Source organism: Arthrobacter oryzae (assembly GCF_037911235.1).
GTDB lineage: Bacteria > Actinomycetota > Actinomycetes > Actinomycetales > Micrococcaceae > Arthrobacter > Arthrobacter oryzae_E.
In genome coordinates, this window is the sequence record NZ_JBBLYW010000038.1 from 130,272 (window position 1) to 153,539 (window position 23,268).

Sequence of the window (23,268 nt, forward strand, 5' to 3'; positions counted from 1 at the left end):
GTGCGCCCTTCTATTCATCTGTAATTGTTGGGTTCCCGCACGGCCGTCTCCCCCTGGCGGGAGGAGGGCTGGCCGTGCGGAAGCTTCAAGTTCGCGCGGACCGCTACCTCACCAGGCAGGGGCGCTTCGGATCGAAGGACCAGCCGTCGACGTAATACTGCATCCCGATGCTGTCGTCCCGGGCGTCCAGCCCGTGCTCCAGGTACAACTGGTGTGCCTTCTCCAGGGCATCGCGGTCCAGCTCGATGCCTAGCCCGGGCGCGTCCGGGACCTCGATGGCGCCGTTCCGGATCTGCAGCGGGTCCTTGGTGAGGCCCTGCCCGTCCTGCCAGATCCAGTGGGTGTCCAGCGCGGTGATCTCGCCGGGGGCTGCTGCACCGGTATGGGTGAACATCGCCAGTGAGATGTCGAAGTGGTTGTTGGAGTGTGAACCCCAGGTGAGCCCGAATTCGTGGCAGAGCTGCGCCACCCGGACCGAACCGTGCATGGTCCAGAAGTGCGGGTCCGCCAGCGGAATATCGACGGCGTTGCTGCGGATCGCGTGGGACATCTCCCGCCAGTCGGTCGCAATCATGTTGGTGGCCGTCTTGAGCCCGGTGGCACGGCGGAATTCCGCCATGACCTCGCGGCCGGAGAAGCGCCCTTCGGCGCCGCAGGGATCCTCGGCATAGGCCACCACGCCCTGCATCCGCTTGCCGAGCCGGATGGCTTCCTCGAGAAGCCAGCCGCCGTTCGGATCAAGGGTGACGCGGGCGTCGGGGAAGCGCTTGGCCAGGGCCGTCACCACGTCCACTTCGTCGTCGCCAGAGAGCACGCCGCCCTTGAGCTTGAAGTCGCTGAAGCCATACCGTTCCTGCGCGGCTTCGGCCAGGGCCACCACCGCAGCAGGTGTCATGGCCTCCTGCCGGCGCAGCCGCTCCCAGCGGTCCGACGGCGCCTCCTCCACCAGGTACGGCAGGTCCGTCCGCCGGCGGTCGCCGATGAAGAAGAGGTAACCAAGCATCGGAACCGAGGAGCGCTGTTGCCCGTCGCCGAGCAGTTCGGCCACCGGTACGCCCAGGAACTGTCCGTGCAGGTCCAGCAGGGCGGATTCGACGGCGGTGACCGCGTGGACGGTGGTCCGAAGGTCGAAGGTCTGGAGCCCGCGGCCGCCGGCGTCGCGGTCCGCGAACTCGGCTGCGATCTCGCGGAGCAGAGAGCGGTAGCGGGCTACCGGCTTGCCCGCGATGAAGGCCCCGGCCTCCTCGATGGTGGTGCGGATCTTCTCCCCGCCGGGAACTTCACCCAGGCCCGAGCGTCCGTCCGAGTCGGTAATGATCACCACATTGCGCGTGAAGAACGGTCCGTGCGCGCCGCTGAGGTTCATCAGCATGCTGTCGTAGCCGGCCACGGGAACTACCTCAACCTTGGCGATGGTGGGCTGGAGGCTCATGCGTTGACCTTATCTTCTGCATCGGCTGCGCTTTCCACGACCCCGTCGATCCGGCGGTTCAGGTGCCAGGGGTTGGCGTCCTGCAGCGGTGCCGGGAGCAGTTCCTGGGGCAGGTTCTGGTAGGCGACCGGCCGCAGGAAGCGGTTGATGGCCAGCGTCCCCACGGAGGTGGTCCTCGTGTCGGATGTTGCGGGGAAGGGGCCGCCGTGGACCATGGCATGGCCCACTTCGACGCCGGTGGGCCAGCCGTTCACGATGATGCGGCCCACCTTCTGTTCGAGGGCCGGCAGCAGCTGCGCCGCCGTCGGGTAGTCCTCCGCGGTGAGCTGCAGGGAAGCGGTGAGCTGGCCCTCGAGCCGGTTGATGGCGTCGATCAGTTCCTCCGCGGTGGTGTAGCGGATCACCAGGCTGGCCGCGCCGAAGATCTCGGCGTGCAGGACGTGGTTGCTGACGAAGTCGGCGATGCCGGTGCCGAAGATGGTGGGGGCCGGTGCGTTTTCGGTGGGACCGGGCGTGCCCTGGCCAACGACGGACACGTTCGCAGCGGAGCCGAGTGCCTCGGCGCCGTCGTTCCACGAGCCGGCGATGCCTGCGGTCAGCATGGTCTGGCCGGCACAGGCGGATACGGCGCGTCCGACGGCGGCAGCGAGTTTGTCGCCTGCCTCGCCGGCCGGGGCGAACAGCAGGCCGGGGGAGGTGCAGAGCTGTCCTGAGCTGCCGGTGACGGCGGTGACGTACTGCTGGGCGAGGGCCTCAACATCACCCTTGAGCGCCCCCGGGAACACAAACACAGGGTTGAGTGAGGACATTTCCGCATAGACCGGGATGGGTTCCGGGCGGGCGGCGGCGGTGCGCATGAGCGCGATGCCGGCGCTTTGGGACCCGGTGAAACCCACGGCCTTGATGGCCGGGTCGGCAACGAGGGCCTGGCCGATGCTGCTGCCGGGTCCGTAGATCAGCGAGAAGACTCCCGGGTGCAGACCCACGTCCTTGACGGCCTTGGCCACGGCCTGGCCCACGAGTTCGCCCGTGCCGGGGTGGGCGTTGTGGGCCTTGAAGACCACGGGGCAGCCGGCGGCGAGGGCGGAGGCGGTGTCTCCTCCCGCCGTCGAGAATGCCAGCGGGAAGTTGCTGGCACCGAAGACGGCGACGGGGCCGAGCGGGATCTGGCGCTGGCGGATGTCGGCGCGGGGGAGCGGCGTGCGTTCCGGCAGGGCCGGATCGATGCGGACGCCGCGGAAATCGCCTTGCCGGACCACGGAGGCGAACAGGCGGAGCTGGCCGGTGGTGCGTGCGCGTTCGCCCTGCAGCCGGGCAGCGGGGAGGCCGGTTTCCTGGCCGGCCCGGATGATGAGTTCGTCGCCGATGGCCTCGATGTTGTCCGCGATGGCTTCGAGGAAGTGTGCGTGCGTCTCGGGATCGAGCGTGCTGAAGGACGGGTAGGCGTCGGCGGCCGCGGCCGTGGCTGCCTTGAGCTGCTCCCCGCTGAGCAGGGTATAGGCGGGTTCAAGCTGCTCGTTGCTGGCGGGGTTGAAACCGAAGGCGGCCTTGCCTTCGCCGACGACGGGTTGCCCGGCGATCAGGGAATGTCCGGTGAGTGTCACGGGGGTTACTCCTTAGGGATGGTGGTTCAGGAGACGGTGGCGATCAGGGCCTTGAGGTCGGCAAGATCCTGCGGCGCCAGGTTCTGCAGCGGCGGGCGGACGCCGCCGGCCGAGCGGCCTATTGCGTCCAGGCCGCCCTTGACGATGGAAACGGAGTAGCCCTTGACCCGGTCGCGGATGTCCAGGTAAGGGATCACAAAGTCGTTGAGCTTTTTGTTCACGGCCACGCGGTCCTGGTTGCGCACGTCCTGGTAGAAGTCCAGGGCGAACTGCGGCACGAAGTTGTACATGGCGCTGGAGTAGGTGCTCATGCCCAGCTGCAGCAGCGGCAGTGCGAAGGTCTCGGCTGTGGGGAGGCCGCCGAGGTAGAACAGGCGGTCGCCGAGCTTGGCGTAGACGCGGGCGTCGTGTTCGAGGTCGCCCACGCCGTCCTTGAAACCGATCAGGTTCTCGTGTCGGTCGGCCAGGGCGGCCACGGTGGTGTCCTTGTAGATCGCGTTGGCCCGGTTGTAGATGATGACGCCGAGTGAGGTGGAGCTGCAGACGGCGCTCACGTGGTCCATCAGGCCGCCCTGGTCCGCTTCCGTCAGGTAGGGCGGAAGCAGCAGGATGCCTTCGGCGCCTGCGGCCTCTGCGGCCTGGGCGTTTTCGATGGCCTGGGCGGTGGAACCGCCGGCTGACGCCAGGACGGGAACAATGCTGCCCACTTCCTCGACGGCGGCGCGGACCACGCGGGCCGATTCGGCGGCCGTGAGGGAGAAGCCTTCGCCCGTGCCGCCGGCGGCGAAGAGCCCGGCCACCGGGTAGCTGGCCTGCCAGGCGAGGTGCTTGCGGTAGTTTTCCTCATCGAACTGCAGGTTCGCATCGAACGAGGTCACCGGGAAGGAGAGCAGCCCGTCTTTGAGAACGCTGGCAAGTTCCTGGGGTGAGTGTTTGGCCACGGTGGGTCCTCCATATCGGCGCCGCATCGGTGCGGCAATTGTTGTCTTCTCCACCAGCCTAGGGAGCCATGTGATGCCTGTCTAAGTTCATTTTTGTATGCATTGATACCCTTCATGCATCGTGTGCAGGGGCGGTGAATCGGGATGGACCGTTCCGCGCGCTGCCTAGTTCTCCTGGAAATCCAAGGTCTGCAAGGCGAGGGCGAGTGCGGGGTTGGCGGAGTTCCGGCTCCAGATGGCGTGCAGTTCCACGGGGTCGTTCACGCTGCTCTCCAGCGGCAGGAACTCGACGCCGTGGACACCCAGCAGCGTCGCCGAATGCGGAACGAAGGCCACCCCGCGTTTGGCGGCTACCAACGACACCATGGTGAGGATCTGGCTGACGGTGTGGACCACGTTGGCGTGCTGGATGGGGATCATCCGGACTACCAGGTCGTAGAAGTAGCGGGCCTGGGTGGAGGAGTGCATGATCAGCGGCTCGTCACGGAGGTCCTTCTCGGTGACGTCCCTGCCGAGGCCGGTCAGCTGATGGCCGGACGGCACCGCCAGCACCATCGCCTCCCGGTACAGCAGGTGCGAATCGAAGACTTCGTTGTCAAAGGGTGGCCGGGCCAGGCCGAGATCAAGTTCGCCGGACTGGAGCCCGGCGATCTGCTCGCCCGTCACGAGTTCCTGGAGGTCTATGTCGACGTCGGGCAGTGTTGCGGCGATCTCCTCCAGCAGCGGGCCAAGAATGCTGAAGCCGCTCGCAGCAGTGAATCCGATCCGAAGCAGCCCGGAACGTCCGGAGGCGATCCGCCTTGCCGTCACAGGTGCCCGGCTGGCCAGGGCCATCAGCCGGCGGGCCTCCTCCAGGAAAGCCCGGCCGGCAGCCGTCAGTTGGACTTTGCGGTTGTCCCGCTCCAGCAGCTCCGCACCCACCGCTTTTTCCAGCTTCTGGATCTGGCGGCTCAGCGGCGGTTGCGTCATGTTGAGGCGTTCCGCGGCCCTGCCGAAGTGGAGCTCCTCAGCGACGGCGATGAATCCTGCCAGCTGGTCAAAGGTAAACATGATGCCTTCCGGGTATCACTCGATGCATATTTGGGCTTAGACATGCATCATAGTGGGTTCCTACACTCGATACAGCCGACCGGCAGTGATCCGGTTCACAAACGCATGGGGCGACAGCCCTGCAGCGCCAACGAGGAGTTCCAATGATGCACTTCCCCACCCGCCGAGCCGTCCTCGGAGCGGCTTCTGCCATAACGCTCTTGGCACTGACCGCCTGCGGCAACGTCGCAGGCAGCGGCAGCGCAGATCCATCCAAATACCCGTCCGGCCCCGTCAACCTCTCCGTCGGCCAGGCTGCCGGCGGCAGCACCGACCTGATCGCCCGCGCCCTCGCCGAAGGCGCCTCCAAAACCCTTGGCCAGCCGATGCCCGTGGTCAACAAGCCCGGTGCAAACGGCGCCCTCGCAACGAAGGAAGTGGCCGGCAAGCCCGCCGATGGCCAGGAGCTGGTCCTGCTGAACGCCTCCCTGATCACCATCACGCCCCTGGCGGTCTCAGCTGACGAAGCCGTGAACATTGACGATCTGGACATCATTGCCGGCCTGTCCCAGGACGACTACGTCCTGGTGGCAAGCCCCGGGTCGGGATTCAAGACCTTCAAAGATGTGACGGATGCCGGCCGCAATGTGACCTTCGGTACCACGGGTGTCGGCACCGGCAGCCAGCTGGCCCAGACCGTGCTCTTCAAGCAGGCCAATGTCACCGGCACTGACATCCCCTTTGACAGCGGCAAGCCCGCCCTGACTGCGGCCCTGGGCAATCAGGTGGAGCTCGCCACCATCCAGCTGGGCGAAGCAATGCCGCAGATCGAAGCCGGAAAGGTCGCCCCGCTCCTGGTTTTCTCTGAAGAGCGCAACACGTTCCTGCCGGACACTCCGACCGCGAAGGAAGCGGGATATGACGTTCCAGTAGCCCAGTACCGGGCCGTCGCCGCTCCCAAGGGCACCCCGCAGGATGTCAAGGACAAGCTGCTTGCCGCATTCCAGGAGGCCTTCACGTCGGACGCCTACAAGGAGTTCAACAAAAAGAACATGCTGACGCCCAAGGAAATCTCGGGTGAGGAAGTGGTCACCGAATGGAAGGCCTACGCAGCGAAGTACAAAGAGCTGGTGGAGAAGTACGACATCAGCCTCAGCGGAAATAAGTGACTCCTGTGAAAGGAACACCCGCAGCACCCGCCGGAGGCAGCAGCGAGACGGCTGCCTCCGGCGGGGACGCCCCCCGCTCTCTTCCCGACGACGTCTTGGATGACCTGACGCCCGAACAGCTTGCGGCCCAATGGGAAGAAGAAAAGCCTCCGGCGGCAGGCGCCCTGGCCAACGCCGCAGCCTCCCTGGTGGTCCTCGGTGTGGGGACGGGCGCGGCCCTTTTGTCGATCGTGATGGGACTGGGCACACCAGCCACCCCGCAGCCTGGCCTCTGGCCGTTCATCATCAGCTGCGTCATGGTGGCCCTCGGGCTCTTCCAGCTGATCGCCGGCCGGCACAACCGGGATGCGGAGAAATTCACCCGGATGTCCAGCGCGCCGCTGACCGGCCTGGTGACCCTCGCCGCCATGGTGGCCCTGATGCCGCTCATCGGATTTGAACTGCCTGCCTTGGTCCTGTGCATCATCTGGATGCGGTTCCTCGGCGGCGAAACCTGGCGCTCCACCCTCGTTGTCAGCGCAAGTGTCGTCATTGCCTTTTATGGGATCTTCGTCCTCGCGCTCAACACCTCCGTTCCCCACCTCTTCTAGGAGACCCCCGTGGATTTTCTAAATCCCGTTATCAACGGATTTGCCGTTGTCCTGGAGCCGACAAACCTCCTGTACTGCCTGATCGGCGTCGTGATCGGCATGCTGATCGGCGTGCTGCCCGGCTTGGGGCCCGCGGCAACCATCGCCATCCTTCTTCCGCTCACCTACAACGTGGAGCCCGTGACAGCCATCATCATGCTGGCCGGCATCTTCTACGGCGCCCAGTACGGCGGCACCATCACCTCCGTGCTGCTCCGGCTTCCCGGTGAGGCGTCCTCGGTGGTTACAGTGTTCGACGGCTACCAGATGGCAAAGCAAGGCAGAGCCGGTACCGCCCTGGGCCTGGCATCGATCGGCTCCTTCGTTGGTGGCACCGCAGCCATTATCGGCCTGACCTTCCTGGCTCCCATCGTTGCCAGCTTCGCCCTGGACTTCGGACCGCCTGAGTACACCGCCCTGGCACTGCTCGGCATCCTCCTCGTGGCAACGATCAGTAACGGATCGAAGGCCAAAGCGCTCATCGCCGCGGCCCTGGGCCTCCTGCTGGCCACTGTCGGCAGGGACATTTTCACTGGTGAAAGCCGCTTTACGTTCGGCAGCCTGCAACTCGCAGATGGCATCGACTTCGTGCCGATCGCGATGGGCATCTTCGGCCTGGGGGAGATCCTCTACAACCTGGAGGAACGGCACCGGGCCGCGAAGGCGCCGTCGAAGGTCACCAACGTCTGGCCCTCCCGGAAGGACCTGAAGCAGGCCTCCGGCGCCATCGGCCGCGGATCCGTCCTCGGCTTCTTCCTGGGCATTCTTCCCGGCGGCGGTGCGACCATCGCCTCCATGGCCTCCTACGCCATGGAGAAAAAGCGCGCCAAACAGCCGGAACGTTTCGGCAAGGGCGCACCTGAGGGTGTCGCCGGACCGGAGACCGCCAACAACGCCGCAGCAACCTCGTCCTTCATCCCGCTGCTGACGCTGGGAATCCCCGCCAACGCCACCATGGCGCTGATGTTCGGTGCCTTGCTGATCCAGGGCGTCACCCCCGGGCCGCAGCTGGTGGAGCAGAACCCCGAGCTCTTCTGGGGCGTCGTGAACTCGATGTACATCGGCAACATCCTGCTGCTGATCATGAGCCTGCCGCTGGTGGGAATCTTCGTGAAGATCCTCCGCGTCCGGGCAGCCATCCTGGCGCCCGTCACCGCCCTGATCACGCTGCTCGGTGCCTACACGATCAACAACAGCATGTTCGATGTAACGCTCGTGGTCGTCTTCGGCATCATCGGCTACCTCATGAAGAAGTTCGGCTTCGAACCGGGCCCGCTGGTCCTGGCCTTTGTGCTGGGCGAACTGCTGGAAAGCTCCATGCGCCGCTCCCTGCTGGTCTTCGGCGGAGACCCCACCGGCTTCTTCGGCCGGCCCATCTCGGCCACCCTGCTGGTGGTATTCGTGCTGGTCGCCGTGCTTCCGGGCCTCAAGTCCCTGCTGGCCAAGCGCAAAGCCTCCGCCGCAGAGCCCGCACCCATCAAAATCAAGGAGAAGGTATGAGCATCATCGTCGGATTCGTTCCCACGCCCGCAGGCGAGGCGGCGCTCACGGCCGGCATCGCCGAGGCCACCCTCCGCAACGAGGACCTGGTGATCGTCAACTCCGCCCGTGAAGGCGCGCTGGTGGACAAGTCCGTGGCGGGTGATGACGTCCTGGCCAACGCCGCCAGGCGCGCGGCGGAAGCCGGTGTCACGGCAAGGGTCATCCAGCCGCCCTACCACCACGACCTCGCCGACGAATTCCTGGACGTGGCGCGCGAAGCGAATGCGTCCCTCATCGTCATTGGCCTGCGGCACCGCTCCCAGGTGGGCAAATTCATCCTGGGCAGCCACGCCCAGCGCATCCTGATGCAGGCCGACCGGCCAGTCCTGGCCGTCAAGGCCGACGGCGCGCACTTCTAAGCCGGCGCTTCCAAGCCGGCTGGGCGCCCGCAGGCCGGTCACCATCCACGGGGGCGGCCGCGACCTTCCACAGGTCCGCGGCCGCCCTTTCCGCACTTTCTACAAAGAATTCATGAGGACACCATGACCATTGTTGTGAACGCGCCCGCCCGGAGCCCGCAGCACCCTGCCCGTCCGCCCCGGCCCGCAGTCCGGGCCCCGGAGCCAATGCCCAACTGGATGAAGCTTTCACGCAAGGACGAGGTGGAAATCTACCGCCACGGCGAGCTCGTGGCGTCCGGCCGGGTGGACATGCTGGCACTTGACGCCAGTGTGTTCTGGGTCGTCCAGAATGACGGCCGGGGCCGCACCATGTTCCTGCACAGCGACGGGTTCACCGTCCTCCGGCTGCCACGGGCGCGCCCCGCAGACTAAGCGGAACCCACTACTTCCGCAGCGCCCCCAGCCCCGAAATCAGTGCCTCCAGGCCCAGGCTGAACGCCACATCGGCAGGCCTTTCGTGGCCCTGTTCCGCCAGGCTCTGCACCGCTGACGTGAAGTTGGGTGTTGATTCCGCCATGCTGCCCGGATCGAAGATGTCCGCCGGTGCCGTGACATCGAAGGCAGAACCGAAAATGAAGGATTCCAGCGCCACGATCGAGGAGATGATGCGCTCTTCAGGGAATCCGGCGCCCCGCAGCCCTGCACTCACCGTCTCGTACATGGCCAGGGTCTGCGGCGCATCCGTCACGGGCAGGACGGCGATAACCGGGATCAGCGGCGTGTGCTTGGAAAAGACGTCCCGGTAGCTCCACGCCCAGCGCCGCACGGCTTCGTCCCAGGGTTCACTGCCGAACGCGGACACGTCCACCAGGGCGGCGAGGTGGTCCTCCACCAGGACCAGCACGTCCCGCTTCGACGCCACGTGGTTGTAAAGAGCCGACGGCGCCACGTCCAGTGAGCGGGCCAGCGCAGCCATGGTGAGGCCGTCGTAGCCGCTCTTCCCGATCAGCCGCAGCGCTGCCGAGGTGATGACCGCCTGGTCCAGCACTGCGGCGGCGGGCCTGCCCGCGCGTCGCTTCGGCGGGGCAGCGGCATCGCGGGTATCCGCGGGGGACTCGATATTTTGGCGGGCGGCTGCCGGCATCGTCGGCCTTTCTGCTGGCGGGGTCCCCAGCATTATTCCACCGACCCTTCCGCGGCCGCGCTGAACCCGCTATAGTTTTGCTAAATGAATGGCATTCATTTAGTGGTACGCATCACTCGCGCGGCCACAGAGAGGACATCATGCTGGAACTTGACCGCGACGTCGTTGTCGTAGGCGCTGGCCCCTCGGGCCTGACCGCAGCCCGCGAGCTGAAGAAGGCCGGCCTCAGCGTCGCCGTGCTGGAAGCGCGGGACCGCGTGGGCGGGCGCACCTGGACGGACACCATTGACGGCGCCATGCTGGAAATCGGAGGCCAGTGGGTCTCTCCGGACCAGACGGTGCTCCTGGAGCTCCTCGACGAGCTGGGCCTGGAGACCTACTCCCGCTACCGCGAAGGCGAGTCCATCTACGTCGGTGCCGACGGCAGGAAGATCCGCTACACCGGGGATTCCTTCCCGGTGGGCACCACCACCGCCGCCGAGATGGACAAGCTCATTGGCCTGCTGGACGGGCTGGCGGCCGAAATCGGCCCCGCCGAACCCTGGGCCCACCCCAAGGCACGCGAACTGGACACCATCTCCTTCCACCACTGGCTCCGCCAGAACTCCCCTGATGAAGAGGCCTGCAACAACATCGGCCTGTTCATCGCCGGCGGCATGCTGACCAAGCCGGCGCACGCATTTTCAGCGCTGCAGGCCGTCCTGATGGCCGCTTCCGCCGGGTCCTTCACCCACCTGACGGACGAAGACTTCATCCTGGACAAGCGGGTTGTGGGAGGCATGCAGCAGGTTTCGCTGCTGCAGGCACGCGAACTGGGTGACGACGTCGTGCTTGACAGTCCGGTGCGCACTATTAACTGGACGGAAGAGCGCGACGGCGGCCCGCGGGTCACCGTGGTGTCGGAGCGGGCCACGGTCAACGCACGCTACGTGATCATGGCGGTGCCGCCGAACCTGTATTCGCGGGTCTCCTTCAATCCGCCGCTGCCGCGCCGCCAGCACCAGATGCACCAGCACCAGTCATTGGGCCTGGTCATCAAGGTTCACGCCGTTTACAACACGCCGTTCTGGCGGGAGCAGGGTCTGTCCGGGACCTGCTTCAGCGCCGGTTCGCTGGTGCAGGAGGTCTACGACAACACCAACCACGGGGATTCCCGCGGCACGCTGGTGGGTTTTGTCTCGGACGAGAAGGCCGACGCCGTGTTCGAGCTCAGTGCCGAAGACCGGCGCCGCGCCATCCTCGAATCGATTGCGGTTTTCCTGGGGGACAAAGCGCTCGAGCCCGAGGTCTACTACGAGTCGGACTGGGGCTCCGAGGAGTGGACCCGCGGCGCCTACGCCTCCAGCTATGATCTCGGCGGCCTGCACCGGTACGGCAAGGACCAGCACCAGCCCGTGGGCCCCATTTACTGGAGCTCGTCGGATCTGGCGGCGGAAGGTTACCAGCACGTCGACGGCGCCATCCGGATGGGCAAACTGACTGCCGCCCGGGTTGTTGCGGCGGCCAGGGTGGGTGTTCCGGCCTAACCCCGGCCGGGGAGCCCGGCGGATCTGAGGTCAGGCGTTGTTCCTGGACCGCGCCCGGGAGGCTGCGATGATCGTCGAAATGCCGATCGCGTCCACTACTGCCAGTACGCCGCACATCCAGTAGAAGCCGTTCAATGCAAGCAGGACGATGCCGGCCACACCGGTCACGACGGCAATGATGACCGGCATGAGGCAGTCCGGCCGCGTTGATTCCGGGTTGGTGCTCGGCGTGGTCATGGTGGCTCCTGGGCTTGGATGCTGGTGCGGATTGGCGGACGGGGCGCTGCGCCGGGTTTCTCCCGCAAGTGTTGCCGTTCGTGTCCCTACCGGCAAATCGTTGAAAGTAAGCAAACTTACTAATAGGCTGGGCTGGCGGGGATCTTCCCCGTTCGAGACGAACGAGGTGAGTGCATGTCTGACACTGAGAACATCAGCAAAGTCACGAAGATCATCAACGATTCCCACATCGGGATGCTGACCACCATCAACGAAGAAGGTGCGCTGGTCAGCCGGCCGCTGGCCGTCCAGGAAGTAAAGGACGACGGCGATATGTGGTTCTTCACGTCATCGCAAACTTCCCAGGTGGCGCACGTCCGCGCCGACCCGCGGGTGAATGTGTCCTTCGGCAAGAACACCGAATGGGTGTCAGTTGCCGGCACCGCCGAGGTTGTCACCGACCGGCAGAAGATCCACGAGATGTGGAACCAGGTGGTTGAAGCCTGGTTCCCGGACGGCCCGGACACCCCTGAGGTTGTCCTGCTGCGCGTCGATTCGGATTCGGCGGAGTACTGGACCAGCCCGGGCGGCAGGGCGGCCACGGTGCTTCAGTGGGTCAAATCCAAGGTGACGCACAGCCGCATGAGCGTCGGCGAAAGCGGGACGGTGGAATTGTAGTCCTCACTGCAGCTGCCGGAGGGCCGCCAGGACCTCCGGCAGCAGCACGTCGTTCCGGCCCCACACCGGGTCCAGGACTTCCACGTACCACGAATCAGCGAGGAGCAGGGCCAGCGTTTCGTTGGTCTCGTCCGCCCAGTCGCGGAGCTGGTCATCGTCCACCGGGTTCTCACTGGACCCGAGCACGGTGACCACCGCATCGCCGTCGAACGTGACCGGAACTGCCGCCGCGCTCACTTCGCCCGGAGCGTGGCCGATGGTGACGAGGTCCGTCCTGGTGGACAGGGCCATGAGTTCGGCGGCGGCCCCGGCGCTGCAGAAGCCGGTGACGTACTGCCTCTGGGCGTGGCCGGCGTCGGCCCGCATGCCGGGCTGGGATTCCTTGGTGAACAGGCCGTTCCTGTTGAGTTCCGCCAGTTCGGCGGCGATGGGCCGGGTCTCCTCGTCGAAGCGGGGCGCAAAAGTGCCCGGCTGGTATTCGCTGCGGGATTCCAGCCACCGCGCGGTCAGCTCCCCGGCTGCTTCGAGCGTTGTTGCCTGCCGCCAGACTCCCCGGTCCGATCGCAACCTGCCGTGCTGGTCTCGTGTGTCCGTGACTAAAGGCTCCATCATGGGATGCTATCGCCGCCGGTGCGGCCTTCCCAACAGCCGCGACACACCGGTTAACGTCCGGGCCCTTTACCGCGCCCGCACCCCGGCAGCGGCTTCCGCCCGGCCCAGGGCATCTTCCAGGCGGACGACGGCGGGAAGGTAGCCGGCCGTTTCGACCGCCCGGACCCGTTCGGCCTCCTTCATCGCCTTGATCAGCGCCGCCGTTTCGGGCCGCCTGACGTCGGTCATGTGCGGAAAGTCAATGCAGCTGGCGGGGTCGAGCTCGTACCGCTGCCATCTGGCCAGCGCCGTCCGGTGCCGTGCCTCCGCGGCTGCCAGCTCCTCACGCTCGGCTGCCTGGTGCAGGCGCCCTGCATGCCAGGCCATCGCGCGGGGACTGTATACATAGGCGGCCACAGCCGTCGTGGCGGCGAGCAACCCCGCAGCAAGGCCCAGCCAAGGCGACGCGAGAGACGGTATGAGCACGGCCGGGAACACGATGACCAGCCCGGCGAAGGCGTCCCAGAAAACGGCGTCTGTTAGCTGCCCGGCGTCGCGCCGGGCGTGGTACCGCGCCGAAAAGACTGCGCCGGCCACACCGCACACCACGACGGCGGCGCATGCTGCCAGCTGCCAGGGCCCCATGGGGACCGAATCCGTAAGGACAGACACCGTTCCACCTCCAACGGAACCCGCCGCGGATGGCTGGTTCCGGTACTTCCATTGGAATCCCGGCGGGTCCTGCCGTCAATGGGTGGGCACGGTAGCCTAGGCACCATGCGACTAAAAATGTGCAGCATCCACGTCAAGGATCCGGCCGCGGCCCACCAGTTCTACACAGAGACGCTTGGTTTTGAAACGCTCATGGCCATGCCCGAATACAACCTGTACATCGTGAAGGATCCCGGCTCCGCCGGGGGCAGTTCGGGATCCGTGGGCCTTTTGCTGGAGCCCAGCGACAATCCCATTGCGTCGACCTACATGAACGGCCTGCACGACGCCGGGATGCCGGCGATCGTGTTCGGGGTTCCCGACGTGCGGGCCGAGCATAAGAGGCTCGCAGCTCTCGGCGTCATCTTCCAGGACGAGCCGACGGAGGGCCCTACCGGAACCTCGGTGGTGCTGGACGACGGCTGCGGAAACTTCGTCCAGCTGCACCAGGACTAGGGGCTAAAGGACTCTGGACCCAACCAGTGCACCGGCTGGTACTGTGGCCGCATGACAGCTGCATTGGTACGGCCCAGGAATGGCAAAATGATCGCCGGCGTCTGCGCCGGCCTCGCAGCCCGGTTCGGCATTTCAAAAGCCCTCGTCCGCATCGGCTTTGTGCTGTTCGGCCTGTTCGGCGTGGGGGAACTGGTCTACATCGCCTTGTGGATCGTTATGCCCAAGGAGTGACTGCCTGCACTGCCTGGGACTGGGCTGAAACGGCGGTCACAGCCGTGACGGCCAGCTTCCGCACGGTCACGTTTCCTCCTTCTGCGAACGCGGACAGCTGACCGAACGCGGCCGGCGAGCCACTGCCCGCCGGGAAGACCAGATCCGTGATGCAGGCTTGGCCGCCCTGGGCGAAGACCCGGGCAGCTGTGTGAGGAATCGGTTTGGCACATAATTGCTGCACCACCGGCCGCGGGAGGTCGCGTCGGGCCGGAGCGTAATTAGTGGTGCGATCTGTCCATATGTTCTCCGTGGGAGCAGAATGGACCCACCTTTACCTTGGTGGTGATGACGTGGGGCTCGCAATCGCGGTTGTTTGCACGCTGCTGCTGTTGGTGGGCCTGGCAATGGTGGTCGCGTGGGGAGGACTCATGGTCAGGGAGCCGTCAGCGCCCGGACCCGAGGTTTCCGCACTGCGCCGCTACCTCTGGTGGGCCAACGTGGCGACGGTGGCCGCCCTCGCATCCGGGATCCTGGTCGCGTGGGCGGGCGGCAGGCTGGCGATGCGCATACTGGCCGCCACCTCGCCGGCGTCGGCCCAGGGGCGACTGACCGAGGCCCAAGCCAACGTGGGATTTCCCACCATTGAGGGCAGCATTGCGTTGCTGTTCTTCGGGGGACTCCCGGCGGGCTTTGCCGCCGCGTTCATCTATGTGCTCATCCGCCGTTGGCTCCCCGCCGGAAGGTGGGCGGGTCCGGTGCTTGGAGTGCTGCTTCTCCTGGTCTTCGGAGCCTCCGTGGAGCCGTTCCGGGCCGACAATATCGACTTTGCGATCGTGGGGCCGGGCTGGCTGTCCGTGGCGCTTTTCTCCGCGCTGGCCGTCCTGCACGGTGCCGTTGTGGCCGCAGTGGCGGGCGCGTTCAGCGGGCGCCTTCCGCTGCCGTCCGGACAGAAGTGGAAGTACTACCTGCCGCTGCTGGCGGCCGTCGTGTTCGTGCCTGCTGGCGTCGTGCTCGGCGTCGGTGCGCTGGTGGTTATAGTGGGGGCCCAGCTGGCTGCAGCAGTCCGGGCCAGGCGCCTGCGTGCCGGCGGCGGGGCGCCTTCGGTCGGCGCGCCAGAGGCCGCCCGCCGTGGAGGGGCGGTTGACTGGGCAGGGCGCGGGGTTCTCGGCGTGGCAGCGGTGGCGGCCTTGCCCCTCTTCGTCACAGCGGTGACGTCGATTGTTTCGCGCTGAGCCGTCCTGCCCGGGAGGCGGCACCGCTGATCGCTGCGGTGAGCGCGGCCAGCACTTCGTCCTGGGCGCCGCCGGCGTCGATGCGGACGAACCCGGGGAACTCCGGAAGGGTGCGGTAACCCTGGCTGAGCGCCGTGAGTTCCTCGAGCGTTTCGCTGTCCGTCCCCCGCAGGAGAATGCGTTCCAGCGCCTGCTCCGGGGCGATATCGAAGTGGATCACCAGGTCCGGTGCGGGGAGACGCCGCAGCAGCCAGCGGAGGAACCGGCCGCGGGGGAGCCCCCGGACGCTGCGCAGCGCAAGCTGGCAGTAGAGGTGGCGGTCCATGACCACCAGGCCGGTAAACCTGCGGGCTCGCGCGTGCGAAACCACAACGTTGAACGTCCGGATCATGGTCTCCAGGGCGTCCGCAAGGCGGGGGCTGAGGGGAATTCCGGAGCGTGCGGACCATTGTGACATGTTGCGGCGGCCGGCGTGGTTGCGCAGCAGCATGGCGCTGCCACCGGCCAGCCGTGCGGCTTCCACGGCTGCGCGCGCGGCGGTGGTCTTTCCGGCACCGTCAATTCCGGTGAGGACTATCAGCAGGGGTGGCTCGTTTCGTTGGTGGCGGGCGGTGGTAATGGTTCAACGAGACGCCGGATCAGATTGTCCCCTCGGAACTTGTTTTCTGTTCGCCGTCCGGATTTCATACGCCGTTAATGGCGGGGTCCTAGCGTGGTTCTTCAGGCACCATCCGCTAGAAGGGATCCATCATGGCCGATATTGCTGCTGTGCTGGGACGGCTCACTCCGGAAGAGCTCGACGAGCTCCGGGAGATCGGTCCCCAGGGCCACCTCACCAGGCGCCTCATTGATGCCCTGGACAGGGCGGCCGGCGGGTCGGGAGCGGGCCGCGGCTATTACGTGCCCACTGGAAGTGTGAGTGCAACGGGCGGACCCCATCTGGTGCTGCGCAGCGACGTATCCGCGTGGCTGTTCGGCGCGAGTCCGCAGATTCCGCACGGACATCAAACGGAAGCAACAGCCGGGTCCACGCAGCCGGAACGTGACTGGTCCGAACTACGTCCCGGGGACAAGGTGGCGATTGTGCGGGGCAACCGGGTCACGGCGTCGGGCATTGTTGACGCCATGACCGAAGACGCCACCACCGTGTGGGTGCTCTTTGAAGGAGTCGCGCCGCGGAGGATGTTCCACCGGGGCGACCCGGACGACCTGCGTCCCGTCCGCTAAGAAGACCTACTCGGCCTTGGCGCGGGCTTTCTTGGCTTCCTTCTTGGCTGCCTCGTCCTTGACGCGCTGAGCTTCGGCGCGGACCGCGGCGTGCGTGGAGCGCTCGGCGACCAGCCAGGCCGGGGGAGCCTGCAGCAGCGCGGTGATTTCCGCCGTCGTGAGCGCTTCTTCGACGCCGCCGCGGGCCAGGCCGCTGATGGAGACGTTCAGTTTCTGCGCCACCACCGGGCGGGGGTGCGGGCCGTTGCGGCGGAGTTCGGCCAGCCACTCCGGCGGGTTGGCCTGGAGCTCGGCGAAATCGGCGCGCGTAATAACCGAATCCTGGAACTCCTGGGGTGTTGCGGGCAGGTAGATGCCAAGCTTCTTGGCAACGGTGGCCGGCTTCATGGACTGGGAGTTTGCAGAGGTCATGCTTCAAGGGTATCCGGAGGGCGGGCCCGCAGCGCCATCCCGCAGCACTGGCGGTACTGTGAACGTGTGTCCGCAGAAGAAGAAGCCCCCCAAGTACCCGCACCTTCCGAACCGGAAAGGCGCGAGCTGCGCTTCGCCTACGTTGCCGGCGTGACGCCGGGCAAATGGATCCGGCGCTGGGAAGAGCGGATGCCGGGCGTTCCCTTGCATTCCTTTATGTCCGACGACGGCGCGCAGCTTACCGTCCTCAGCGACGGTTCCGCAGACCTCAGCTTCGTCCGGCTGCCGGTGGAGCGGGAGGGCCTGAACGTCATTCCCCTGTATGAAGAACAGCCTGTGGTGGTTGCCCCCAAGGGGCATGAGATTTCAGTGTTCGAAGAGGTGGCCCTGGCGGACCTTGCCGCGGAGACGTTCCTGGATGTGGCTGAACTGGGCGGCCCGGAAACCGCCCTGCAGGTGGTTGCCTCCGGCGCGGGGCTCGCGGTCCTGCCGATGTCCGTTGCCCGCCACTTCAACGTCAAGGACACGGTGGCGCGGAAACTCACCGGCGCACCCACCACGCAGATTGCGCTTGCCTGGCCCAGTGAGGCCACGCGTGACGCGGCGGACCCTGCCATGGACGAAGTGATCGAGGAGTTCATCGGGATTGTCCGCGGGCGGACCGCCCAGAGCTCCCGCCAGCCGTCGGCAAAGGTGGAGGCGCCCAAGAAGGAGCCGAAGCCGGACCGGCGGGGGACCGGCGTCAAGAAGCCCAAGGTGGCCCAGCGATATGCCCCCAACCCGGACAAGGGCCGCGGGAAGGGATCGCGCAAGAAGGGTAAACGCTAACGGGCTAACAGCATTAGGCCGCGCAGGCGTCCTTGAGCGCGGTGACGGATTTCGCCGGGACCTGGTCGCCGGCTTCGGCGATCTGCCGCAGGGGAGTGGTGATCTCCGCGGGAACGCCTGCCGTCTCGGCGCCAGCCACAAGGCCACCCAGCAGTTCCTTGTCCTTGACGCTGACCAGCCCGTCCTCCACCAGGGCGCAGACCTGGTCCTTGACCTGGTCGGCGGCTGCGGTGGCAACCTGCGAGGCGCCGTCGTTCACAGCCTTTTCGGCCGCGTCCTGGACCTGGCCGCATCCGGTGAGTACAACTATGAGGGCGGCGGCGGACAGGGCGGCGAGGCTGGATTTCATGCCTCCACCGTAGCAAGCGCAGTTGTGCCGGCGTCCCATCCGGACGCCGGCACAATATCACCCCAGGACTGCGCTGGTTTTTAGTTGCGCTTATTGAAGATGACGTCGACAGCCACTGCGAGGATGATGACCGCGCCCTTGACCATGCCTTGCCAGTAGGCAGCGACGCCGAGGAGGACCAGGCCGCTGGACAACGAGGCGAGGATGAGGACACCGACGATGGTGCGCGGGACGGATCCGAAGCCGCCGCTGAGCCTGGTGCCGCCGATGATCACGGCCGCGATCGCGTCCAGTTCGGCTCCCGGCAGGGCGACGGGAGAAGCCGTCTGGAGCCGTGCGGTCAGCAGGATCCCGGCGATGCCGGCGCAAACTGCGCAGACGATGTAGGCGATGGTCAGGACCCGGTTGACCTTGATGCTGGCCAGGCGGCTGGCTTCGAAGTTTCCGCCGATGGCATAGATGTGGCGGCCGAACCGCGTATGGGCAAGGACGATGTGGGCGGCAATTGCGATGCCGATGAACCAGAACACAATGCTGGACACGCCCATGATCTTCAGGGAGGTCAGGCCGGTGAGCCAGCCCGGGAGGTTGCTGACGGAACCGCCGTCGTTAATCAGCAGCGCCACGGAGGTGAGGATCGTGTACATGCCCAGTGTGACGACGAACGGGTTGACCTTGGCCTTGGAGATGAGGGTGCCGCTGACCAGTCCGACGACGATGGAGGACAGCACGGCCAGCGAGATGGCCGGGAACATGCCCAGGGGGCTGACCAAGCCAACCACCATTCCAGCGACGACGGCCGTGCGCGCCACGGCGAGGTCGAATCCGCCGGTGAGCATCACCACGGTCTGCCCGATGGCGAGGATGCCGATCACCGAGGCGCTGAGGAGGATGTTCCGGATGTTGCCCTCGGACAGGAACTCGGGCCGGACCGCCGCGAAGACCAGCAACAGGACGCCGAAGAAGATGATGAGGCCGTTGCGACGAAGAACCGGACGAAGCTGCTGGGTCCAGTTCGGACGGGACGGTGCTTTGGGCAGCTGCACACCACCCGGCGTGGCCGTGGGTGCCGTGGATTGAATTGTCATTGCTTTGCTCCCTGCTTGAGGTGTTCCTCGGACGCCATGCGGGCCCGGAGAACGGCTTCTTCCGTGGCGTCCTTGCCACTCATTTCAGCCACAACGCGGCCCTCATCAAAGACGAGGACGCGGTGGCTCATACCCTGCAGTTCGGCCTGGTCCGCCGAGACGATAATTACCGCCATGCCCGTTGCCGTCAGTTCCACGATCTGGTCGTAGATTTCGCGCCGTGCGCCGACGTCGACGCCGAGCGTGGGCTCGTCCAGGATCAGCAGCTTCGGTGAAACGGCTGCCCAGCGTGCCAGCAGGGCTTTCTGTTGGTTGCCGCCGCTGAGGGTGACGATCTCCTGGTTGGGGCTGGCCGAACGGACGTCGAATTTGCGGATCAGGTCCAGACCGATCTTCTTCTCGGCCCGGGGGTTCAGGATCCCCAAGCGGCCCAGCCGGTGGGACTTGACCAGGGTGGCGTTTCGCCAGACTGAAAGGGACGGGATCAGTCCGTCCGTTTTCCGGTCGCCGGACACGTAGCCGACGCCGGCCGCTGTGGCCAGGTCGGGCCGGCCGTGCGGGAGCGGCTTGCCATTCAGCGTCATGGTTCCGCGGCCGTTGTCAGCGCCGAAGATGATGCGTGCGATGTTCCGCTGGCCGGCTCCGATGGCACCGGTGATGCCAAGGATTTCACCCGCGTGGACGGTGAGGCTGACATCGCGTGCCCGCTTCCCCGATACGCCGGCAATTTCCAGGACGGCATCGGCGCCGACGGCGGGCAGTTCCGGGAACAGGTCGGTGATCTGGCGGCCCACCAGCAGCGGGATGATCTCGTCCGGCACAGAGTGTTCCTTGTCCAGCTCGCCGGCGTAGGAACCGTCCCGCAGTACCACCACGCGGTCACAGATCCGCGGGATTTCGTCCAGCCGGTGGCTCACATAGAGAACCGGGATGCCCTGGGCCTTGAGTTTGCGGATGACGTCGAACAGTTCGTCCACTTCGTCAGGGTTCAGGGCGGCCGTGGGTTCATCCAGGATAATCAGGGTTCCCGCTTCGCTGGAGGCCTTGAGGATCTCCACCCGCTGGCGTTGGGCCACCGTGAGGTCGCCGGCCAGGGTCTTGAGGGGAAGCTCGATACCGGAGCGGTCCACCAGTTCCTGGGCCCGCCGAAGGGTCTCGCGCTTTCGGATCCAGAACTTCGCGGCCTTGGTGCCCGGCTCCTTGCCCAGCACCAGGTTTTCGGCGACGGTCAGGTTGTCCGCCAGCATGGAGTGCTGGTGGACCGTGGCGATTCCGGCGGCCAGGGCCTCGGACGGTTCCTTGAAGTGCGTGTCCGTGCCGTTGATGACGATGGCGCCGCCGTCCGGGCGGTAGACGCCGGACAGGACCTTGATGAGCGTTGATTTGCCCGCACCGTTTTCGCCGAGCAGCCCGACCACTTCGCCGGCATAGAGGTCGAGGTCGATTCCCTTGAGGGCCGGAACGCCGGCGAAGAGCTTGCGGATGCCCTTGGCCGACACACGGGGTGTTTCAGTTGCGGCAGACACCGGTGTCACCACTCGCCGGGGTACTGGCCAACGTTTTCCTTCGTCACCTTGACTGCGGAAACTTCAACCGTGGGGCGGTCACTGAGGGTGGTCGTGGTGACGGATTCCTTGCGCATGATCTTGACCAGCGTTTCGACGGCGGCCGTGGCGTCCTGCTTTGCGGACACCCACACGGTGCCGTACAGCTCACCGGAGGCGACGGCGGCTGTGCCTTCCATGCTGCCGCCGATGCCGATCACCTTAATGCCGTCCTGGCGGCCCTGCTCCTTGATGACGCGGGCGGCGGCGACAGCCTCCGGATCTGTCTGGGCCAACATGACGTCCACCTTGGGGTGTTTCTGCAGGAGTGTCTGGGTGACCTCAACTGCCTTCGTGGGGTCGAAGTCATTCGATTGCTTGTCGATGATCTTGACGTTGGAGGCCTCCTTGATGCCCTCCATGAGGCCGGCTGACCGTTCGATCTGCGGGGTGGACCCCAGGGTTCCCTCCTGCAGCACCACCTGGCAGGGGTTGATGTCCTTGCAGGCCTGAACCACCAGTTCGCCCTGCATCTTGCCGATGGCGACGTCGTTGAAGCCGACGTGCACGCGTGGGTTGGCGCCCTCCAGCCCGCCGTAGGGAACCTCGAGGGTGCGGTTGCCGGTGATCAGGATGGCATCGGCGTCGGAAGCGGCCTGGGCCACCGAGGCGTTGGCCTTGGGGTCAACGGAAGCGATGACGATGCCCTTGGCGCCGCCCACGAGGAGGCTGTTGATCTGGTCGTTCTGGGTGTTTGCATCGCCTTTCGCATCGGAAAAGGAGGCGTCGACGCCGAGTTTCGCGGCGGCGTCGCGGGCGGCGTTTTGCCAGCCCGTCCAGAAGGTCTGGTTGCCGGCGGGAAGGGCGATGCCGATCTTTTCTTTGGCCCCGCTTCCTGATTCCGTGCCGGCGCCAGCAGCTGAGCAGCCGGCGAGGGCGAGGGCGGCCACGGCGGTGGCGGCGGCGGTTTTGGCGAGTTTGTGCATGTGCTTCTCCTGGGAGTTCTTCGTCGGACTGGCGCGCAGGTGGAGTAACTGGGAAAACCGGAATGTCGTTACGTTCTAATGTCAGGACAAACACGGGGATGAAGAAACTGTAGCGCTCCAATGACGCAGATCACAAGGATTTTCAGAAGACAATTGTTGCGCTCCAATTTTTGGTCGGTGCGCAAAGTTGCCGGGACGTGGCGATCGACGGCGCCGCTCTTGTCCTGGTTACCTGGAGGGGCGGGCCGTGGTGCCCCGGACGATGAGGGCCGGCTCGATCAGCTTGCGCTCCGGCTTGAGGCCGGGATCCTGGATCCGTGCCAGGAGGGTGTTTGCGACATCGACGCCCACAAGGTCGCTCCGGTTGTCCACGGATGTCATGTCCAAGTAGCGCGACTTGGCGAGCGGCGAGTTGTCGTAGCCGATCACGGACAGGTCGTCCGGAACGGCCAGGCCGCGGGCTTTGGCGGCGGCGAATGCGCCGAGGGCCATGGTGTCATTGGCGGCGAACAGGGCGGTTGTCTCGGGGTGGTGGTCCAGAATCCAGCAGGCGGCGGCGTACCCGTCCTCCTCGGAGGTCCCCTGGGACTCGCCGGCAATCCGTACCTCGACGCCGGCCTCAAGGATTCGGCTACGGAAACCTTCGCGGCGGTGGGCGGCGGCACCGCCCGAGCCCGAGAGGTGTCCGATGCGGGTGTGGCCGAGGCTCAGCAGGTGCTCGGCGGCCATGCGGCCGCCGCCGTCGTCATCGTTCGTGATAAGCCCGGCGCCGGCCGGAACCGCGTTCCGCCAGCCGGCGACGACGGCGGGAATCCACGTTCCGGCCATCATGGATTCGCTGGGTTCGGCGGCGATGACGAGCCCCTCCACGTGCATTGCCAAAAGACCGTCGATGGCTTCCGTGACGCGGTTCTCGCCGGGGCGGGAATCCGCAAGGGTGACCTGGTAGCCATGGGGCGATAGGGCGGATTCCATGCCGCGAATGAGGTCCACGAACCAGAGGTTCCGGTAGTCGTCAATGACCAGCCCGATGCTTTTCGTCTGGCTGCTGGCGAGGGTGGTCGCGGCCCGGCTGGGTCGATATCCTAGCTCCGAGATCGCCGTCTGGACCGCCTTCCGGCGCTTCTCGCTGACCTTGCTCGGGTTCTGGAGTACAAGCGACACCAGGGACGGAGAGACGCCGGCAGTCTTGGCGACGTCGTAGATCGTCGGTCGGCGCGACCTGGGAGTGTTCTGCGTCATCTGTAGAGCCTTTCACATCTGATCCGAGGATAACTGTCGAGGCATTGACAGGACATACGTACATGGCTACGCTTTTTCCAGCGACCATTTTTGTAGCGCTACAATTTTCCGGACAGGCGACCGGCCTGGCCGAATTTCA

General features: G+C 65.9%; 28 protein-coding genes. 12 read left to right on the plus strand and 16 right to left on the minus strand.

What is annotated here, in order from left to right; all coding sequences use genetic code 11:
- Nucleotides 1–103: 103 nt before the first annotated feature.
- From WMN78_RS11805 to WMN78_RS11820, 4 genes are all read right to left on the minus strand, one after another.
- Nucleotides 104–1,432, minus strand: a complete 1,329-nt coding sequence (locus WMN78_RS11805; RefSeq protein WP_340533902.1) for an enolase C-terminal domain-like protein — start codon at nt 1,430–1,432, stop codon at nt 104–106.
- A complete protein-coding gene (locus WMN78_RS11810; protein WP_340533903.1) occupies nt 1,429–3,036 on the minus strand; it encodes an aldehyde dehydrogenase (NADP(+)) in 1,608 nt (535 codons plus the stop codon). The genes WMN78_RS11805 and WMN78_RS11810 overlap by 4 nt, the downstream gene beginning before the upstream one ends.
- 26 nt (nt 3,037–3,062) lie before the next feature.
- Nucleotides 3,063–3,977: a 5-dehydro-4-deoxyglucarate dehydratase gene (kdgD, locus tag WMN78_RS11815; RefSeq protein WP_340533904.1), complete on the minus strand. Its 915-nt coding sequence runs from the start codon at nt 3,975–3,977 to the stop codon at nt 3,063–3,065.
- 165 nt (nt 3,978–4,142) lie between these two features.
- The gene (locus WMN78_RS11820) at nt 4,143–5,027 is read right to left on the minus strand and encodes a LysR family transcriptional regulator (RefSeq protein ID WP_340533905.1); all 885 of its coding nucleotides are present in this window, start codon (nt 5,025–5,027) and stop codon (nt 4,143–4,145) included.
- Between the two features lie 143 nt (nt 5,028–5,170).
- Here WMN78_RS11820 and WMN78_RS11825 point away from each other — a divergent pair, with 143 nt between their 5' ends.
- The 5 genes from WMN78_RS11825 to WMN78_RS11845 all read left to right on the plus strand — a co-directional run bounded on the left by WMN78_RS11825 (nt 5,171) and on the right by WMN78_RS11845 (nt 9,119).
- Entirely contained in the window at nt 5,171–6,175 is a 1,005-nt protein-coding gene (locus WMN78_RS11825) for a tripartite tricarboxylate transporter substrate binding protein (RefSeq protein WP_340533906.1), read from the plus strand.
- Between the two features lie 5 nt (nt 6,176–6,180).
- The gene (locus tag WMN78_RS11830) at nt 6,181–6,765 is read left to right on the plus strand and encodes a tripartite tricarboxylate transporter TctB family protein (protein ID WP_340534020.1); all 585 of its coding nucleotides are present in this window, start codon (nt 6,181–6,183) and stop codon (nt 6,763–6,765) included.
- A 9-nt stretch (nt 6,766–6,774) separates the two neighbouring features.
- Complete coding sequence (locus WMN78_RS11835) at nt 6,775–8,304, plus strand: tripartite tricarboxylate transporter permease (protein WP_340533907.1); 1,530 nt, start codon at nt 6,775–6,777, stop codon at nt 8,302–8,304.
- Nucleotides 8,301–8,705, plus strand: a complete 405-nt coding sequence (locus tag WMN78_RS11840) for a universal stress protein (protein WP_340533908.1) — start codon at nt 8,301–8,303, stop codon at nt 8,703–8,705. The genes WMN78_RS11835 and WMN78_RS11840 overlap by 4 nt, the downstream gene beginning before the upstream one ends.
- Before the next feature lie 123 nt (nt 8,706–8,828).
- Nucleotides 8,829–9,119 carry a hypothetical protein gene (locus tag WMN78_RS11845; protein ID WP_340533909.1) on the plus strand — a complete coding sequence of 97 codons (291 nt, stop codon included), beginning with the start codon at nt 8,829–8,831 and terminating at the stop codon, nt 9,117–9,119.
- Between the two features lie 10 nt (nt 9,120–9,129).
- Here WMN78_RS11845 and WMN78_RS11850 read toward each other — a convergent pair whose 3' ends face one another.
- Nucleotides 9,130–9,831 carry a TetR/AcrR family transcriptional regulator gene (locus WMN78_RS11850; protein WP_425341147.1) on the minus strand — a complete coding sequence of 234 codons (702 nt, stop codon included), beginning with the start codon at nt 9,829–9,831 and terminating at the stop codon, nt 9,130–9,132.
- 140 nt (nt 9,832–9,971) lie between these two features.
- On the opposite strand from WMN78_RS11850, the gene WMN78_RS11855 reads away from it, so the two are divergent.
- A complete protein-coding gene (locus tag WMN78_RS11855; protein WP_340533911.1) occupies nt 9,972–11,357 on the plus strand; it encodes an NAD(P)/FAD-dependent oxidoreductase in 1,386 nt (461 codons plus the stop codon).
- A 30-nt stretch (nt 11,358–11,387) separates the two neighbouring features.
- On the opposite strand, the gene WMN78_RS11860 is transcribed toward WMN78_RS11855, so the two are convergent.
- Nucleotides 11,388–11,594, minus strand: a complete 207-nt coding sequence (locus WMN78_RS11860; RefSeq protein WP_340533912.1) for a hypothetical protein — start codon at nt 11,592–11,594, stop codon at nt 11,388–11,390.
- Between the two features lie 174 nt (nt 11,595–11,768).
- Between WMN78_RS11860 and WMN78_RS11865 the strand changes: the two genes are divergently transcribed.
- Entirely contained in the window at nt 11,769–12,251 is a 483-nt protein-coding gene (locus tag WMN78_RS11865) for a pyridoxamine 5'-phosphate oxidase family protein (RefSeq protein WP_340533913.1), read from the plus strand.
- Between the two features lie 3 nt (nt 12,252–12,254).
- Here WMN78_RS11865 and WMN78_RS11870 read toward each other — a convergent pair whose 3' ends face one another.
- Together WMN78_RS11870 and WMN78_RS11875 are read right to left on the minus strand one after the other, a co-directional pair.
- Nucleotides 12,255–12,863, minus strand: a complete 609-nt coding sequence (locus WMN78_RS11870) for a DUF6919 domain-containing protein (RefSeq protein ID WP_425341148.1) — start codon at nt 12,861–12,863, stop codon at nt 12,255–12,257.
- Nucleotides 12,864–12,929: 66 nt separating this feature from the next.
- Complete coding sequence (locus tag WMN78_RS11875; protein ID WP_340533914.1) at nt 12,930–13,514, minus strand: hypothetical protein; 585 nt, start codon at nt 13,512–13,514, stop codon at nt 12,930–12,932.
- 105 nt (nt 13,515–13,619) lie between these two features.
- Here WMN78_RS11875 and WMN78_RS11880 point away from each other — a divergent pair, with 105 nt between their 5' ends.
- The gene (locus WMN78_RS11880) at nt 13,620–14,009 is read left to right on the plus strand and encodes a VOC family protein (RefSeq protein ID WP_340533915.1); all 390 of its coding nucleotides are present in this window, start codon (nt 13,620–13,622) and stop codon (nt 14,007–14,009) included.
- A gap of 51 nt (nt 14,010–14,060) precedes the next feature.
- On the plus strand, nt 14,061–14,240 hold the full coding sequence (locus tag WMN78_RS11885) for a PspC domain-containing protein (protein WP_214952027.1): 180 nt from the start codon (nt 14,061–14,063) through the stop codon (nt 14,238–14,240).
- Here the strand turns inward: WMN78_RS11885 and WMN78_RS11890 are convergent.
- Nucleotides 14,224–14,466 carry a GH32 C-terminal domain-containing protein gene (locus WMN78_RS11890; protein ID WP_340533916.1) on the minus strand — a complete coding sequence of 81 codons (243 nt, stop codon included), beginning with the start codon at nt 14,464–14,466 and terminating at the stop codon, nt 14,224–14,226. The genes WMN78_RS11885 and WMN78_RS11890 overlap by 17 nt on opposite strands.
- Before the next feature lie 64 nt (nt 14,467–14,530).
- Between WMN78_RS11890 and WMN78_RS11895 the strand changes: the two genes are divergently transcribed.
- The gene (locus WMN78_RS11895) at nt 14,531–15,454 is read left to right on the plus strand and encodes a hypothetical protein (protein ID WP_340533917.1); all 924 of its coding nucleotides are present in this window, start codon (nt 14,531–14,533) and stop codon (nt 15,452–15,454) included.
- On the opposite strand, the gene WMN78_RS11900 is transcribed toward WMN78_RS11895, so the two are convergent.
- On the minus strand, nt 15,423–16,037 hold the full coding sequence (locus WMN78_RS11900) for a thymidylate kinase (protein ID WP_340534022.1): 615 nt from the start codon (nt 16,035–16,037) through the stop codon (nt 15,423–15,425). The two genes, WMN78_RS11895 and WMN78_RS11900, sit on opposite strands and share 32 nt — an antisense overlap.
- Nucleotides 16,038–16,204: 167 nt before the next feature.
- On the opposite strand from WMN78_RS11900, the gene WMN78_RS11905 reads away from it, so the two are divergent.
- Nucleotides 16,205–16,681 (plus strand): hypothetical protein, encoded by a 477-nt coding sequence (locus tag WMN78_RS11905; protein ID WP_340533918.1) that lies wholly within the window; start codon nt 16,205–16,207, stop codon nt 16,679–16,681.
- 6 nt (nt 16,682–16,687) lie between these two features.
- On the opposite strand, the gene WMN78_RS11910 is transcribed toward WMN78_RS11905, so the two are convergent.
- On the minus strand, nt 16,688–17,092 hold the full coding sequence (locus WMN78_RS11910; RefSeq protein WP_340533919.1) for a DUF5997 family protein: 405 nt from the start codon (nt 17,090–17,092) through the stop codon (nt 16,688–16,690).
- 66 nt (nt 17,093–17,158) lie between these two features.
- On the opposite strand from WMN78_RS11910, the gene WMN78_RS11915 reads away from it, so the two are divergent.
- On the plus strand, nt 17,159–17,920 hold the full coding sequence (locus tag WMN78_RS11915; protein ID WP_340533920.1) for a LysR family transcriptional regulator substrate-binding protein: 762 nt from the start codon (nt 17,159–17,161) through the stop codon (nt 17,918–17,920).
- 13 nt (nt 17,921–17,933) lie between these two features.
- Here WMN78_RS11915 and WMN78_RS11920 read toward each other — a convergent pair whose 3' ends face one another.
- The 5 genes from WMN78_RS11920 to WMN78_RS11940 all read right to left on the minus strand — a co-directional run bounded on the left by WMN78_RS11920 (nt 17,934) and on the right by WMN78_RS11940 (nt 23,129).
- Nucleotides 17,934–18,269, minus strand: coding sequence for a hypothetical protein (locus WMN78_RS11920; RefSeq protein WP_340533921.1), 336 nt, complete (start codon nt 18,267–18,269; stop codon nt 17,934–17,936).
- A gap of 80 nt (nt 18,270–18,349) precedes the next feature.
- Nucleotides 18,350–19,357 (minus strand): ABC transporter permease, encoded by a 1,008-nt coding sequence (locus WMN78_RS11925; RefSeq protein ID WP_340533922.1) that lies wholly within the window; start codon nt 19,355–19,357, stop codon nt 18,350–18,352.
- Nucleotides 19,354–20,883, minus strand: a complete 1,530-nt coding sequence (locus tag WMN78_RS11930; protein ID WP_340533923.1) for a sugar ABC transporter ATP-binding protein — start codon at nt 20,881–20,883, stop codon at nt 19,354–19,356. Before WMN78_RS11930 ends, WMN78_RS11925 begins: the two co-directional genes overlap by 4 nt.
- Before the next feature lie 5 nt (nt 20,884–20,888).
- Nucleotides 20,889–21,887, minus strand: a complete 999-nt coding sequence (locus WMN78_RS11935) for a sugar ABC transporter substrate-binding protein (RefSeq protein ID WP_340533924.1) — start codon at nt 21,885–21,887, stop codon at nt 20,889–20,891.
- 228 nt (nt 21,888–22,115) lie between these two features.
- A complete protein-coding gene (locus tag WMN78_RS11940) occupies nt 22,116–23,129 on the minus strand; it encodes a LacI family DNA-binding transcriptional regulator (RefSeq protein WP_340533925.1) in 1,014 nt (337 codons plus the stop codon).
- Between the last annotated feature and the right edge of the window lie 139 nt (nt 23,130–23,268).

Coding starts and splice junctions, on each gene's coding strand:
- WMN78_RS11805 (WP_340533902.1), bottom strand. CDS start 1,432: ATGAGCCTCCAGCCCACCATCGCCAAGGTTGAGGTAGTTCCCGTGGCC.
- WMN78_RS11820 (WP_340533905.1), bottom strand. CDS start 5,027: ATGTTTACCTTTGACCAGCTGGCAGGATTCATCGCCGTCGCTGAGGAG.
- WMN78_RS11825 (WP_340533906.1), top strand. CDS start 5,171: ATGATGCACTTCCCCACCCGCCGAGCCGTCCTCGGAGCGGCTTCTGCC.
- WMN78_RS11840 (WP_340533908.1), top strand. CDS start 8,301: ATGAGCATCATCGTCGGATTCGTTCCCACGCCCGCAGGCGAGGCGGCG.
- WMN78_RS11845 (WP_340533909.1), top strand. CDS start 8,829: ATGACCATTGTTGTGAACGCGCCCGCCCGGAGCCCGCAGCACCCTGCC.
- WMN78_RS11850 (WP_425341147.1), bottom strand. CDS start 9,831: ATGCCGGCAGCCGCCCGCCAAAATATCGAGTCCCCCGCGGATACCCGC.
- WMN78_RS11855 (WP_340533911.1), top strand. CDS start 9,972: ATGCTGGAACTTGACCGCGACGTCGTTGTCGTAGGCGCTGGCCCCTCG.
- WMN78_RS11860 (WP_340533912.1), bottom strand. CDS start 11,594: ATGACCACGCCGAGCACCAACCCGGAATCAACGCGGCCGGACTGCCTC.
- WMN78_RS11865 (WP_340533913.1), top strand. CDS start 11,769: ATGTCTGACACTGAGAACATCAGCAAAGTCACGAAGATCATCAACGAT.
- WMN78_RS11870 (WP_425341148.1), bottom strand. CDS start 12,863: ATGATGGAGCCTTTAGTCACGGACACACGAGACCAGCACGGCAGGTTG.
- WMN78_RS11880 (WP_340533915.1), top strand. CDS start 13,620: ATGCGACTAAAAATGTGCAGCATCCACGTCAAGGATCCGGCCGCGGCC.
- WMN78_RS11885 (WP_214952027.1), top strand. CDS start 14,061: ATGACAGCTGCATTGGTACGGCCCAGGAATGGCAAAATGATCGCCGGC.
- WMN78_RS11905 (WP_340533918.1), top strand. CDS start 16,205: ATGGCCGATATTGCTGCTGTGCTGGGACGGCTCACTCCGGAAGAGCTC.
- WMN78_RS11910 (WP_340533919.1), bottom strand. CDS start 17,092: ATGACCTCTGCAAACTCCCAGTCCATGAAGCCGGCCACCGTTGCCAAG.
- WMN78_RS11920 (WP_340533921.1), bottom strand. CDS start 18,269: ATGAAATCCAGCCTCGCCGCCCTGTCCGCCGCCGCCCTCATAGTTGTA.
- WMN78_RS11925 (WP_340533922.1), bottom strand. CDS start 19,357: ATGACAATTCAATCCACGGCACCCACGGCCACGCCGGGTGGTGTGCAG.
- WMN78_RS11935 (WP_340533924.1), bottom strand. CDS start 21,887: ATGCACAAACTCGCCAAAACCGCCGCCGCCACCGCCGTGGCCGCCCTC.
- WMN78_RS11940 (WP_340533925.1), bottom strand. CDS start 23,129: ATGACGCAGAACACTCCCAGGTCGCGCCGACCGACGATCTACGACGTC.